The organism is Sandaracinus amylolyticus, from assembly GCF_000737325.1.
Taxonomy (GTDB): domain Bacteria; phylum Myxococcota_A; class Polyangia; order Polyangiales; family Sandaracinaceae; genus Sandaracinus; species Sandaracinus amylolyticus.
Genome location: NZ_CP011125.1, coordinates 5,885,537 through 5,898,436 on the forward strand (window position 1 = coordinate 5,885,537; position 12,900 = coordinate 5,898,436).

Sequence of the window (12,900 nt, forward strand, 5' to 3'; positions counted from 1 at the left end):
GGCGCACACGACCCGCCACGAGCACCCGACGAGGCGCGCTCGCCCCGCGTCGCGCGCCCCGCTCGGCGCGACGCCGCTCCGTCCTCCGACCCGCAGCGAGCGCGCGGCGCTCGACGTCTCCCCTCGCGCCCGCCTGCCGCAGCGCGAGCCCCTGGATCCATGAACGAAGAGCTCGCACGCCTGCGCGACACGCTCGTACAGGTGGTGGAACGGCTGACCCGCGACGTCAGGGCGCTGGAGCGCGAGGTGGAGAGCGATCACGCGCTCGCCACGACGCTCGCTGCGCTCGCGGGCGGCACCCCGGACCTGCCGCCACTCCGCGCGCGGCTGGTGATCGTCCAGCCCGTGCGAGGCACGCGCATCGAGGACGAGATCGCGGAGCTCGACGCCGTGTCGGCCGAGCTCGACGCGCGCCTCGAGTCGCTGCGACGCGAGAGCCGCCGGATCGATCACGCGCTCGAGCCGCTGCTCTGGAACAGCGACGACGCGATCCTCACGCGCACGCCGGGCGGACGAACGCTCGCGAATTCGCGCGGCGCGCCGATCCTCGACGCGCTCGCCACGCGCGCGCCCGGCGCCGGTCTGTTCACGCTCGCGACCGGCGAGCGCCTCGCGGGCGACGCGCTCCCGCACGAACGCGCCGCGCGCGGCGAGGCGATCGATCAGCTGGCCGTGCACCTGCGCGCGCCCGGTGAGCTCGTGCCGACGGCGCTCGTCGCCGTGGCGCGTCCGCTGCCACACGGCGCGGGCGTCGCGGTCTTCCGCGCGCGCCGCGCCGCTCGTTGAGAGAGACGACAGGGGAGGAACGATGGAGAGCACCGCGACGACGACCGACATCCACGCAGAGCTCCAGGCGCTGCGCGCCGAGCTCGCGCAGAAGCGCACGCTGGTCGAGCTCCTGCTCGACAACAACCCCGACGGGATCGCGATCCTCGGGGCGGACGGCACGATGAACACGAACGAGGTGGGCAGCCGCGTCCTCGGGGCCGTGCCGGCGAACACCGCGCCGGGCGACTGGTCCGAGGGCTTCGGCTACTTCGCGGCGGATCGCGTGACTCGCAAGTCGTTCGACGAGCTCCCGGCGGTGCGCGCCGCGCGCGGCGAGACGATCGTGGACGAGCTGCTCTACTGCGTGGGCGCGACGGCGCCGGACGGCGTGATGCTCTCGTGCTCGGCGCGCCCGCTCCCGGGCGGCGGATCGATCACGGTCTTCCGTGACGTGACCGAGCGCGTGAAGCTCGAGTCGGAGCTCGCGACGCGGAACGACGCGCTCGCGAAGCGCGAGGAGGAGAACCGCGAGCTGATCGAGCGCCTGCGCGTCGCGCTCGACGAGCTCTCGACGCCGGTGCTCGAGGTCGCGGAGGACGTGCTCGTGCTCCCGGTGATCGGCCTCGTCGACACCCAGCGCAGCGCCGCGATGTCGGAGCGCCTGCTCGCAGAGGTGGTGCGCACGCGCTCGAAGCACGTGATCGTCGACCTCACCGGCGTCGAGCTGATCGACACCGGCACCGCGGATCGTTTCGCGAAGCTCGCGCGCGCGGTCGAGCTGCTCGGCGCGAGCTGCGTGCTGAGCGGCCTGCAGCCCGCGGTCGCGCAGACGCTCGTCGAGCTGGGCGTGGAGTTCTCCGGGCTCGACACGCAGCGCAACCTGCGCCACGCGCTCGAGCACACGATGCGCGCGCGGCGCGCGTTGAAGACGCGCGACCGTGAGCGCGAGCGCGGCACGGCCCGCGAGGGGCGCTGAGCCGGTGCGGACGGGCGCTCGTACGAACGACGTCGAGCACGCGGTCGCGATCACGCTGCGCCGTTATCTCTCGGAGATCCTCGCCGACTCGGTGCGGCGTCGCGCCCAGGCGGCGCTCGGGATCGCCGAAGGATCGCTCGCCGTCGCGGATCTCTCGCGGCTCGTGCCCCGCCTCGAGCAGGGCGTGAAGCTCTTCGTCGACCCTGCGCTGCAGCCCGCGCTCATGCGCGAGCTCGCCGCGCTCGAAGGCCCGCGGCCGGTGCCGGCGCGCGAGTCGCACGCGATCACGACGGAGGAGGACATCTCGCGCGTGCGCATCCGGGCGCGCGAGCTCGCGCTCGAGCTCGGCGCGACGAGCCTCGGCGCGCAGCGCGCGGCGACGGTCACGAGCGAGCTCGCGCGCAACATCGTCGCGTACGCGCCGCCGGGCAGCGTCGATCTCGAGCCGGGACGCGGGGAGCGAACGCTCGCGATCCGCGCCGTCGATCGAGGCCCCGGGATCGCGATGCTCGACGAGGTGCTCGGCGGCGCGTACCGCAGCCGCACCGGGCTCGGGAAGGGCCTGCTCGGCGTGAAGCGGATCGCGCTGCGGTTCGAGGTGAAGACGGGTCCGAACGGGACGACCGTGGAGACGGAGGTGGCGCTGTGAGGGCGAGGACGACGACGACCTACGATCGGTCCGCGACGACGACGATCCCGATCCTCGAGCTCTGGGGCAACCTCGTGGTGCCGCTCCAGGGCGAGATCCGCGACTCGCAGATGGACGAGCTCCGCGATCGTCTGCTCGCGCGGCTGCGCGATCGCGGCGCGCGCGGGCTCGTGATCGACGCCTCGGGCGTGTGGCTGCTCGACAGCCATCTCTGCTCGATGGTCGGTCGCATCGCGCGCGCGGCGCGCCTCATGGGCGCGGAGACGTTGCTCTGCGGGCTCGGCCCCGACGTGGTCACGACGCTGCTCGACATGGGCATCGAGCTCGAGGGCATCCGCACCGCGCTCGGCCTCGAGGAGGCGCTGGAGCAGCTCGGCGTGCACGCCGAGAGCCCCGACGAGGAGGACGACGTCTGGGACGAGCTCTTGGACGGGCGCGACGACGAGGACGAGGGTGAAGGCGAGCGCGACGCGCGCGATGCCTGACGGCGAGGCGCGCCGCGTCGTGTGCAGCGACGCGCGCGATCGCCTCGTCGCGTCGATCGTGGTGCGCGCGTTCGCGGGCTCCCTCGGGTTCCCGCCGCGCGCGTGCCTCGAGCTCGCGATCGCGGCCGCCGAGCTCGCGTCGAACGCGGTGCGGCACGGTGGTGGCGGCGTGCTCGAGGTGCGTGTGCTGCGCGACGGTGCGCGTGTGGGCGTCGAGCTCGCCTGCTCCGACGAGGGTCAGGGCATCCCCGACCCCGACGCGGCGGTGCGCGACGGCTGGTCGCGCGGTCGCGCGCTCGGCCCCGACGACCCGTGGCACGAGGGCCTGGGACGCGGGCTCGGCGCGGTGTCGCGCGCGGTCGACGAGCTGATGTTCGTGCCTGCGCGCGAGGGCCGTCACGTGGTGCGCGCGCGCCGCTGGATCCCGCGTTCGCGCGCTTGACGCCAGCCGATGCCCAGCGTCACGCTCACCCGCGTGGAGAACGCAGTCCCGACGCCGATCGCTCGTCCGATGCCGGCCCCCACGGGGCTCGGGATCGAGCCCGGGACGTGGGTCTCCCGGCTGACCTGGGCGATCCTCTTCGCGCTGCCGACGGCGGTGTTCATCACGGCCGCGTGGCTCACGCCGAACCCCGAGGGGCACGGCACGCACACGCAGCTCGGCCTTCCGCCGTGCGGCTTCCTCGTGTTCACCGGGTACCCGTGCCCGGGCTGCGGCCTCACGACCGCGTTCTCGTACATGATCCGCCTCGACGTGCTCGGGGCGTGGCACGCGAACCCGTTCGGCATCGCGCTCTTCCTCGCGGTCGCGCTGTTCATCCCGTTCGCGGCGCTCGGCTTCGTGCGCGGCTGGTCGGTGGTGTCGGCGCTCGATCGCGTGCACGCCGAGAAAGTCGCGATCGTGCTCGCGCTGCTCTCCGTGATCTCGTGGGTCACGCGCATCGCGCTGATCTCGCTCGCCTGAGCGCGCCCGCGCTCGACGCGCTGCCGGCGTCGCTCGCATCGCGTCACCTCGCGCGCCCCGACGATCCCGACACGCGCGCCTGGCTCGATGCGAACGCATCGCGTCCCCACGGCGCGCTCGCGACCGCGCTGCATCGCGCGCTGCGCCGCGTCGCGTCGGACTACGACGTCGACGCGTGGCTCGGGATGCACCCGATGCACCTGCTCGGCACGACGTCGTGGCGCGCGCTGCTCGGCGCCGAGCACGTCGGCGGGGCGCTGCTCGACGTCGGTGCGGGCAACGGCGACGTCACCGCGACGCTCGCGCCGCTCTTCGATCGCGTCGTCGCGACCGAGACGTCGCGCCCGATGGTGCGTCGCTTGCGCGCGAAGGGCTTCGACGCGCACCCGATCGATCTCGCGACCGAGCGGCTGCCCGATGCGACGACGCGCTTCCGCGCCGTCGCGCTGCTCGACGTGCTCGATCGCTGCGCGCGCCCGCGCTCGCTGCTCGACGCCGCGCTCTCGGCGCTCGAGCCGCGCGGCGCGCTGATCATCGCGTCACCGCTGCCGATGCGACCGCACGTCGACGTGGGCGGGCACACCGTCGATCCCGACGAGCCGCTCGGCGTCGAGGGTGATGGCTTCGAGGACGCGCTGGTGTCGCTGGTCGACACGCTGCTCGCGCCGCGCGGCCTCGAGGTCGAGCGGTGGACCCGCGCGCCCTATCTCGCGCGGGGCGATCGCGACGCGCCGCTCCACGTGCTCGACGACGTGGTGCTCGTCGCGCGTCGTCGCTGAGTGCCGCGGTGGCACTGGCAGTGCCACGGTGGCACTGGCAATCAGGCGTCCTGCGCGACCGACTCGATGCGCGACGCGTCGTCCGCACGACCGAGCGCGCGCAGACACGCCGCGAGCATGCGCATGGCGGTCGTCTCGCCCTTGCGATCCCCGGCACGCCGCGCGAGCGCCAGCGCGCGCAGCGCGAGCCGCACCGCGCCCGTCGCGTCCCCACCGCGCAGCGCGACGGCGCCCTCCGCCAGCGGCTGCCGCGGATCCGCGTCCTTCGCCGCCCCGCGATACCCCCGCGCCTTCGCGAGCGAGAGCCGCGCCGCGCCGAGATCGCCGCGCATCAGATCCGCGAGCGCACGGAAGCGCGACACCGCGGCCATGTCGCTGCCCGACGCGACCGCGCGCTGCAGCAGCTGATCGAGCGCGACGAGATCGTGCGAGCGCACCGCCTCCTCCGCGGCCGCCGCGAACGACGAGCGACGATCGTCCTCCTCGCCGCGCGAGTCGATCACGCCCGACTGCGTCGACGCGAGATCGTGGGCCGCGAGCGAGACCTGCTCCGTCGGCGGCTCGGTGTCGCGCACCGGGTGCTTGCCCGTGCCCTCGAGCTCGTCGAGCGCGATCTCGGCAGAGGGCGGCGCCGCGTCCTCCTCGTCCCAGTCGGACTTGGGCGGCACGGTCGCCGACGCGCGCGAGAGCGCATCGACGTCGTGCGACGCGCCCGTGCCGAGCCGGCCGAGCAGCATCGCGATCCGCGACGCCGCGCGCCGGTAGCCCGTCTCCAGCGCGGCGCGACCGATCTCCATCAGCCGCGCGCTGCCGCGTTCCTCGAGCCCGCCTTCGATCTCGTAGTACGCGAGCTCGGCGCGCAGCGAAGGCAGCGCGACGTCGTCGGCACCTCGCTCGAGCAGTGCCTCCGCGACGAAGCGATGCAGCTCGGCCGCGCGCGCGGGAGGCATGCCCTGCACGACGAACCGGCGCAGGAACGACGAGCTCGGGTGCGGCCGCATCACGCCGTGCGGCGCCGCGCCGGCGGGCCATCCACCGTCGGGCGAGAGCCACGCCTCGCGCGCGAGCCGATCGAGCGCGCGCGCCCTCGCCTTCTCGCTCACTCCGTCGCGCGACGCGACCGCCTCGATCAGCTCGCGCGTCGCGCCCTCGGGCGACACGCAGACCGCCTCGAGCAGACGGCGCGGCTCGTCCTCGAGCCGCGACATCCGCTCGTCGACGACCTCCTCGAGCGGGATCGCGCTCATCCCGCCGCGCGGCGCGCCGCGCCACACGAACCCGTCGCCCTCGACGACGAGGTCCCCCGACGCGATCAGCGCGCGCGCGACCTCGACCACGCCGAGCGGGGTCTCGCCGCCGAGCACCGCGATGCGGCGCGCGAGCTCGGGATCCGTCGCGTCACCGAGCACCGTCTGCGCGACCGCGCGCGCGTCCGACGTGCGCAGCGGCGGCAGCACGAGCTCGCGCACCGGCTCCGCGAGACCGGTCGGGAGCTTCACGTCGACGGGATACCGCGCGATCAGCGCGATCGGCGCGCCGATCGCGCGCGCACCGAGCAGCACGTCGAGGCTCGCCGCGTCGACCATCGCGAGCGGCGTGAGGAACACCCAGCTGCGCGCGTCGCGCCCGCCATCACCGACGCGCGAGAGCAGCGTCGCGAGCGCGTCCGCGACGGCATCGCACGGAGGCAGACCGCCGCGCAGCGTCACGCGCAGCACGCGTCCCGCGCTGCGCCCCGCCGCGTCGTCTCCGCACGCCGCGATCACCGCGTCGTCCGCGCCGAGCGTCCGCCCGAGCGCGTAGCGCAGGCTCGCGAGCGGCGCGATGCCGCCCGCCGCGCTCCCGACCGGCAGCAACAAGCGCGGCCGGAGGCGCGCCATCGCCGCGCTCACCAGCTCGATCGCGCCCGCACCGACCGGCCCGCGCAGCACCACCGCGGGCGCCTCGCGCGAGCCCAGCATCGACACGAGCGACTCGAGGTGCTCCGCGGTGATCGGCGCGATCGGCGGGCGCGTGAGCTTGCCGATCGCCTCGCCCACGGTGTCGAGCCGGTGCGCGCGATCGACGACCGAGCCGCGCGGCCCACCGACGCCGGTCGAGACCTGGCGTCCGAACAGGAAGAGCCCCTCCGCGCGTTCCCGCGCCGCGGGATCGAGCACGACCTCGCCCGACTGCGCGCGTGCGGCGAGCGCCTCCGCGATCTCGACCGCGCGTCCCGCTCCGTCCTGCAGCGTCCCGAGCGCGACGCCGATCACGATCGCGAGCTGCTGTCGCTCCGCCTCGTCGACCAGATCCATCGCGACGTCGAGCACGTCGGACGTGTCGCCGGGATCGAACGCGCCGACCACGGTGCCCGAGATCGTCGCGAGGATCTCTCCGCCCGCCGCGAGCAAGCGCGCGCGCACGGTCCGCGCCCACCCCACGATCACGCCGGGTTGGCTGAGATCGTCCCGCCCGCGCGTCGCGAGGCGATGCCAGACGATCAGTCGCTCGACCGTGCCCAGCGGCCGCTCCGCGACGCGTCAGGAGCCTTCGAGCTTGCGCTTGAGGGCCGCGAGATCGTCCTCGACGGCCGCGCCACCGCTCTTCTTCTCGAGATCGCGGAAGCGACGCTCGACCGCCGCGCGCTCGGGATCGTCGAGCAGGTTCGATGCTTCGACCTCGGCCTCGAGCTGATCGATGCGGCCCGAGAGCTGATCGAGCCCGTCGAGCGTCTCCGCGCCGAAGCGGCCGCCACCGGCGCCGCCCGCGCTGCTGCTCTCTCGCGCGCGGCGCACCTGCGCGGCGAGCGTCGTCTTGCGCGCCTTGAGGTCCTCGATCTTTGCTTCGATCTGCTCGAGCGTGCTCTGCAGATCGCGCGCGCTCCCGAACGCGGCGTCGGCCTGCTTCTGGACGTTGTCCTGCGTGGACTTCGCCTTCTGCTTCATCTTCAGCGCTTCGCGCGCGAGCTGCTCGTCACCCGAGCGGAGCGCGAGGACCGCCTTGTCCTCCCAGCTCTTCACCTCGTCGCCGTGCTCCGCGACCTTCTTCTCGAGGCGCTTCGCGGTGCCGAGCTGCGTGACCAGCTCCTTCTTCGCGCGCTTCAGCTCGTTCTCCATATCGAGAACGGTCTGATCGAGGAGCTTCGCGGGATCCTCGGCGCGGTCGACCAACGAGTTGAGGTTCGACTTCAGGACCCGGTTGAAACGATCGAAGATGCCCATCGCCTTCTCCGCTCCGCGAGATCGCAGGTTGCCACGGCGCTCGCGCTTTAGGAAGCGAACGCGTCGGTGCGCGCGCGGTCGTCGACTCGACGCGCACGAAAGAGCAAGCGGGGCTGGGGCCCCGCGCGCAGTGTTCGGGGAGAGGGGTCTTCCAAGACCCCTCTCGGAATGCTAGCGCTCGGCCATGGTTCGCGATTCCACGCTCCTGCTCACCGGCGGCGCCGGGTTCATCGGCACCGCGCTCACGCGCCGCCTGCTCGAAGCGGGCAACCGCGTGCGCGTGTTCGACACGCTGCGCCGCAACGCGCTCGCCGAGGCGGGCCTCGACAAGGCGCCGGGCGTCGAGCTCGTCGTCGGCGACGTGCGTGATCTCGGCGCGCTCGAGCACGCGGCGCAGGGCGTCGACTACGTGGTGCACATGGCGTCGATCGCCGGCGTCGACACCGTGCTGAAGAACCCCGTGCTCACGATGGAGATCAGCCTCGAGGGCACGATGAACGCGCTGCGCGCGTCGCTGAAGGTGCCGGGGCTCAAGCGCTTCGTGGACTTCTCGACGAGCGAGGTGTTCGGCAGCTACGCGTTCCGCGTGCGCGAGGCCGACGTGACGAGCCTCGGCGCGGTCGGCGAGGCGCGCTGGACGTACGCGGTGTCGAAGCTCGCGACCGAGCACCTCGCGCACAACTACTGGAAGCAGCACGGTCTTCCCACGTGCTCGATCCGCCCGTTCAACATCTACGGGCCCGGCCAGGTCGGCGAAGGCGCGATCCACGCGTTCGTCGTGCGCGCGCTCCAGGGCAAGCCGATCACGATCCACAACGAAGGCGATCAGATCCGATCGTGGTGCTACATCGACGACATCGTCGACGCGATCCTGCTCTCGCTCACGCGCGACGAGGCGATCGGTCAGTCGTTCAACGTCGGCAACCCGCGCAGCACGATCACGATCTACCAGCTCGCGCGGCTCGTCGTTCAGCTCTGCGGGAGCCAGTCGCCGATCGAATTCGTCGAGTGGAATTTCCCCGACGTCGAGCTGCGCATCCCCGACGTGAAGAAGGCGGAGAAGCTCCTCGGCTTCCGCGCGCACGTCGATCTCGAGGACGGCCTCGCGCGGACGATCGCGTGGTATCGCGAGAAGCTCGCGCGTGCCGGCGCTTGACGGCGGCTTCGCATCGAAGAGAGCATCGGGATCGGTTGTCCCTTGAGCGGTGAAGCGCGCGCATTCCGGCTCGACGACGTGCGAGCGGACGGTTGGTTCGAGCGCCTCGGCGAAGGCTCGCCGACCTTCGCACAGCTGTGCGACGTCGTCGGCCCACGTTTCGTGGCGTTCGCGGTGGTCGCGGGAGTCCGCATCACGTCCGTGAGCGTCGATGCGCGCGTGCAGGACGCGTCGCAGATCGAGTTCACGCTCGGCGAAGGTGGGCCCGCGCAGCGGCTGCAGCTCGGTGAGTTCCGGCGGCGCCTCGCGTCCGCGCTGCTCGCCGATGACGAGCCGCAGCGCCCGCTCCCGGCGAAGCCGAAGAGCGACGACCTCACCGCGTTCATCGGGTTCCGCTGGGTGCTGCTCAGCGCGATCTTCGGGATCAAGCTGCGCGAGCTGCGGATGCACCCCGACGGGCGCAACGGAGTCGTCGTCGATCTCGGCGGTGCGATCGACGAGATCCCGGTGCGCGAGCTGCGCGACGTGATCAAGGACCGCATCCGCGCGGAGTCGCAGAAGGCGCGCCCGCCCTCGCCGTTCGCGATCGATCTCAACGTCGTGCCCGCGGTGCTGTCCGCGGCGAACGCGAACGATCACGAGCGCGTGATCGATCTGATCGGCGCGTGGCCGGGCCCGCTCTCGCTGCTCCTGCGCACCGCGGAGGGCCAGTCGCTCTCGCCCGAGGTGCGCGCGACGCTCGCGCGCGCGCTCGGCGTGCTCGGCAGCGCGTACGTCGCGGTCGATCGTGTGGACTGGGCGCAGGAGGTCCTGCGGCTCGGCATCCAGTGGGGCCAGGACGGGCCCGCGGCGGGCGATCTGTTCCGCCGGCTCGGCGAGGCGCACGCGTCGCGCGATCGGCACGGCGAGGCGATCGGCCTGTTCCGCCGCGCGATCCAGCTCGGTGCGCCGAAGAAGGACGTGCTGCCGCTGCTCGCGTCGTCGTTCGCGGCGCGACAGCGCCACCTCGCGGTGATGGCGTGCGTCGACGAGGCGTCGGAAGAGGGCGTGAGCGACGCGCGGGTGCGCGAGCTGCGCGAAGAGGCGATCGGCGCGCTCGGCGAGGCCTGGATGCGCTACCGCCAGTACGTCGGGTGATCACTCCCTCGTTGCCGAGTCCGCCCTCGATGTAAGATGCGGCCGTGAGCACTCGCGACGCGCTCGCGCCCGTGCGGGCGCGTGGAGCTCCTCCGGGCGATGCGCCCGGTGATGCGCGCGGCCGCCCGCGGTTCGCGCTGCGCTTCGAGGCGGGGCGCGGCGTGCTCGCGCTCGCGCGTCCGCTCGCGTTCGGCGCGGGCGAGATCGAGCAGCTCGAGATCGATCTCGGGCGCCTGGGCGGCGCGATCGATCTGCGCGCCGGCGCAGCGCGGTTCCGCCATCGTCGCGGCGACGTCACGCGGCTCGACGTGCGGATCGATCTCGACGCGCTCGCGGGCGCGCTGAGCACCGACGCGATCGAGGTGCGCACGATCGCGACGACGCGCGAGTCGCTGACCGTCGCGCTCCGCGACGCGACGCGAACGCTCGTCGTCGAGCTCGTGCCGGCGTGGGACGGAGACGATCTGGTGCTCGCGCTGCGCGGCGCACGCGCCGCGATCGACGGGCCACGCACCACGTTCGGCGACGCGCTCGCGCTGCTCGCCTCGATGCGCGCGCCGTTCGATCCCACGCGCGGCCTGGCGCGCATCGACGATCCGTTGCGTCGCGCGCTCACCGAGGCGCTCGTCCCGCACGGACAGCGCGTCCCCCTGGTGCGCGGCGCGCGACGCGAGGCGCCGCGCTTCGAAGCGCGTCACCTGCGGCTGCGGCTCGGCGAGCGCGGCGAGGTGAGCGCGGCCGTGCGCGCGGCGCTCGAGGACGCGCGGGTGATCGCGCCGGTGCTCGCGGCGCTGGCGATCGATCGCGAGGATGTCGCGCGGCGGGAGCTGCACGCGGTCCAGGGCTGCGACGCCGCCGAGGCGCTGCGCGCAGAGCTCGAGCGAGCGCGCGATGCGCGCGATCCGAGCGTGGCGCTGCGCGAGGCGCTCGCGTCCCACGACGTCGAGGGCGCCGCGAGCCACGCCCGCGCGCTCGCGGCGGTCGAGCGCTGCGACGATCTCGCGATCGAGGGGCTGACCGCGGCGTCGCGGCTCGCGCGCGACGACGATCCGGGCACCGCGGCCGATCTCGCGGCACGTGCGCTGGCGCGTCGTCCGCGCGACCCCGAGCTCGCGCTCGCGTGGCTGGAGCGCGTCGCGCACGCGCCGGAGAGCGACGCGCTGGTCGGCGGCGTGCGCGCGCTCGCGGCGACGATCGCGGGCCCGCGGCGCGGCGAGGTGCTGCGCGCGGCGGCGGCGTTGCTCGATCGCGCGGGTGAGATCGACGAGGGCGCGCGCGCGTGGGACGAGGCCGCGCGGATCGATCCCGGCGACGTGGTCGCGATCGAAGGGCTCGCGGCATCGCTCGCGCGGCGCGACCGGAACGACGAGGCGCTCGCAGCGTGGGATCGCGCGGCGGCGCTGCACGAGGATCGCGACGCCGCGGCGCGCGCGCTGATGCACGCCGCGGAGCGCGCGCGGGCCGCGGGTCACCTGCGCGGCGCGGCGGCGCGGCTCGAGGACGCGGCGGCGCAGGCCGAGTCCGAGGCGCTGCAGCTCGAGGCGCTCGCGACGCTGTCCGCGATCCGTCGCGCGAGCGGCGCGCGCGAAGCAGCCGCCGAGGCCGACGCGCGCATCCTGGAGCTCGCGGAGCGCGGCGCCGGGACCACGCTCGTGCGCGCGCTGCACGCGATGGCGCGCGCCGCGATCGACGAGCGCGCCGAGGTGCGCGCGCGTGCCGCGATCGACGCGCTGCGCCGGGCGGGCGAGGACGTCACGTCGCTCGAGCACGCGCTCGACGCCGGGGCGCTCGACGCGCTGGAGCGCGACGCACCGGAGCGCGGCGACGGCGATCCCAATGCGCGTGCCCTCGCGGCCCGCAGCATCGCGGAGCGGCTGCGCGCGAGCGGGCGCCTCGGCGACGCGGCCCGCGCGCTCGCTCGCGCCGGCGCGATCACCCACGACGCGGCCACGCTGCGCGCCGCGCTCGAGCTCGCCGAGAAGGCAGAGGCCTGGGACGCGGCGCGCGAGGTGATCGAGCGCGCGATCGAGGTCGTCGGCGACGGCCCGGCGCGCGCGCAGCTCGAAGCGCGGCGGGCCCTGGTGATGGCGAAGCTGCTACGGAATCCGTAGCGCTACGGATTCCGTAGCGCTGGACGACTGTCGAAATCCGGCTCGCCCGCGGGTCCCAACGCGCTCCGCGCGCTCCCGTCCGGGACCGCCGGACGAGCACTCCCGCAAGGCTCGCTCAGCCCCGCCACTCGCTGACGATGCTCTCGACGCTCGGGCGCGCGCCGTCGGGCGGAACCATCGTCGGGGTCCCGACGTAGAGCACGCCGACGATGTGCTCGCTCTCGCCGAGGCCGAGCCGCTCGTGCACGGCGCGATCGTAGACCGCGTCGCCGGTCTTCCAGATCGCGCCGAAGCCCTCGGCCTGCGCCGCGATCTCGAGCCCGTACGCGACGCACCCCGCGCTCAGCAGCTGCTCGACCTCGGGGATGTTCTTCCCACCCGTCTTGTACGACGCCGCGACGATCACGAGCAGCGGCGCGCGCAGCGCCTTGTCGCGCTCGCGCGCGAGGTCCTCGTCGCTCACCGACGGCTTCCGCCGCTTCAGCGAGTCCGCCATCACCTCGCCGAAGCGCGCGCGCGCCTCGCCGCGGATCAGCAGCACGCGCCACGGGCGCAGCGCGCCATGATCGGGCGCGCGCAGCGCCACGCGCAGGATGCGATCGAGCGCCGCGCCCTCGGGCGCAGGCTCACCGAGCTTGCCGAGCGATCGCCGTGAGAGGAGCAGCTCCATCG

Annotated in this window: 13 protein-coding genes; 10 read left to right on the top strand and 3 right to left on the bottom strand. The window is 74.1% G+C overall.

From position 1 onward, the window contains the following. Positions 1-159: 159 nt before the first annotated feature. The 7 genes from DB32_RS24795 to DB32_RS24825 all read left to right on the top strand — a co-directional run bounded on the left by DB32_RS24795 (position 160) and on the right by DB32_RS24825 (position 4,621). Positions 160-786, top strand: coding sequence for a hypothetical protein (locus tag DB32_RS24795; protein WP_053235117.1), 627 nt, complete (start codon positions 160-162; stop codon positions 784-786). 22 nt (positions 787-808) lie between these two features. Beyond that, complete coding sequence (locus DB32_RS45570; protein ID WP_053235118.1) at positions 809-1,744, top strand: STAS domain-containing protein; 936 nt, start codon at positions 809-811, stop codon at positions 1,742-1,744. 4 nt (positions 1,745-1,748) lie between these two features. Further along, positions 1,749-2,393: an ATP-binding protein gene (locus DB32_RS24805; protein ID WP_240481249.1), complete on the top strand. Its 645-nt coding sequence runs from the start codon at positions 1,749-1,751 to the stop codon at positions 2,391-2,393. Continuing rightward, on the top strand, positions 2,390-2,878 hold the full coding sequence (locus DB32_RS24810; protein WP_053235120.1) for an STAS domain-containing protein: 489 nt from the start codon (positions 2,390-2,392) through the stop codon (positions 2,876-2,878). The genes DB32_RS24805 and DB32_RS24810 overlap by 4 nt, the downstream gene beginning before the upstream one ends. Continuing rightward, on the top strand, positions 2,871-3,320 hold the full coding sequence (locus DB32_RS24815; RefSeq protein ID WP_157069364.1) for an ATP-binding protein: 450 nt from the start codon (positions 2,871-2,873) through the stop codon (positions 3,318-3,320). The genes DB32_RS24810 and DB32_RS24815 overlap by 8 nt, the downstream gene beginning before the upstream one ends. A 69-nt stretch (positions 3,321-3,389) precedes the next feature. After that, positions 3,390-3,842 (top strand): DUF2752 domain-containing protein, encoded by a 453-nt coding sequence (locus tag DB32_RS24820; protein WP_169791542.1) that lies wholly within the window; start codon positions 3,390-3,392, stop codon positions 3,840-3,842. Next, positions 3,806-4,621: a methyltransferase domain-containing protein gene (locus DB32_RS24825; RefSeq protein ID WP_053235123.1), complete on the top strand. Its 816-nt coding sequence runs from the start codon at positions 3,806-3,808 to the stop codon at positions 4,619-4,621. The genes DB32_RS24820 and DB32_RS24825 overlap by 37 nt, the downstream gene beginning before the upstream one ends. 41 nt (positions 4,622-4,662) lie before the next feature. Here the strand turns inward: DB32_RS24825 and DB32_RS24830 are convergent, their stop codons facing one another. Continuing rightward, positions 4,663-7,026: a hypothetical protein gene (locus DB32_RS24830; protein WP_169791543.1), complete on the bottom strand. Its 2,364-nt coding sequence runs from the start codon at positions 7,024-7,026 to the stop codon at positions 4,663-4,665. Between the two features lie 117 nt (positions 7,027-7,143). After that, positions 7,144-7,824, bottom strand: coding sequence for a PspA/IM30 family protein (locus DB32_RS24835; protein WP_053235125.1), 681 nt, complete (start codon positions 7,822-7,824; stop codon positions 7,144-7,146). A gap of 184 nt (positions 7,825-8,008) precedes the next feature. Here DB32_RS24835 and DB32_RS24840 point away from each other — a divergent pair, with 184 nt between their 5' ends. The 3 genes from DB32_RS24840 to DB32_RS24850 are packed head-to-tail and all read left to right on the top strand — an operon-like array spanning position 8,009 to position 12,228. Then, a complete protein-coding gene (locus DB32_RS24840; RefSeq protein WP_053235126.1) occupies positions 8,009-8,980 on the top strand; it encodes an NAD-dependent epimerase/dehydratase family protein in 972 nt (323 codons plus the stop codon). A 42-nt stretch (positions 8,981-9,022) separates the two neighbouring features. After that, positions 9,023-10,117 (top strand): hypothetical protein, encoded by a 1,095-nt coding sequence (locus DB32_RS24845; protein WP_053235127.1) that lies wholly within the window; start codon positions 9,023-9,025, stop codon positions 10,115-10,117. Between the two features lie 44 nt (positions 10,118-10,161). Beyond that, complete coding sequence (locus DB32_RS24850) at positions 10,162-12,228, top strand: hypothetical protein (RefSeq protein ID WP_053235128.1); 2,067 nt, start codon at positions 10,162-10,164, stop codon at positions 12,226-12,228. 115 nt (positions 12,229-12,343) lie between these two features. On the opposite strand, the gene DB32_RS24855 is transcribed toward DB32_RS24850, so the two are convergent. Next, positions 12,344-12,898 (bottom strand): nitroreductase family protein, encoded by a 555-nt coding sequence (locus tag DB32_RS24855; protein ID WP_169791544.1) that lies wholly within the window; start codon positions 12,896-12,898, stop codon positions 12,344-12,346. Positions 12,899-12,900: the final 2 nt, after the last annotated feature.

Coding starts and splice junctions, on each gene's coding strand:
- DB32_RS24795 (WP_053235117.1), top strand. CDS start 160: ATGAACGAAGAGCTCGCACGCCTGCGCGACACGCTCGTACAGGTGGTG.
- DB32_RS24820 (WP_169791542.1), top strand. CDS start 3,390: ATGCCGGCCCCCACGGGGCTCGGGATCGAGCCCGGGACGTGGGTCTCC.
- DB32_RS24835 (WP_053235125.1), bottom strand. CDS start 7,824: ATGGGCATCTTCGATCGTTTCAACCGGGTCCTGAAGTCGAACCTCAAC.
- DB32_RS24840 (WP_053235126.1), top strand. CDS start 8,009: ATGGTTCGCGATTCCACGCTCCTGCTCACCGGCGGCGCCGGGTTCATC.
- DB32_RS24855 (WP_169791544.1), bottom strand. CDS start 12,898: ATGGAGCTGCTCCTCTCACGGCGATCGCTCGGCAAGCTCGGTGAGCCT.
- DB32_RS45570 (WP_053235118.1), top strand. CDS start 809: ATGGAGAGCACCGCGACGACGACCGACATCCACGCAGAGCTCCAGGCG.
- DB32_RS24815 (WP_157069364.1), top strand. CDS start 2,871: ATGCCTGACGGCGAGGCGCGCCGCGTCGTGTGCAGCGACGCGCGCGAT.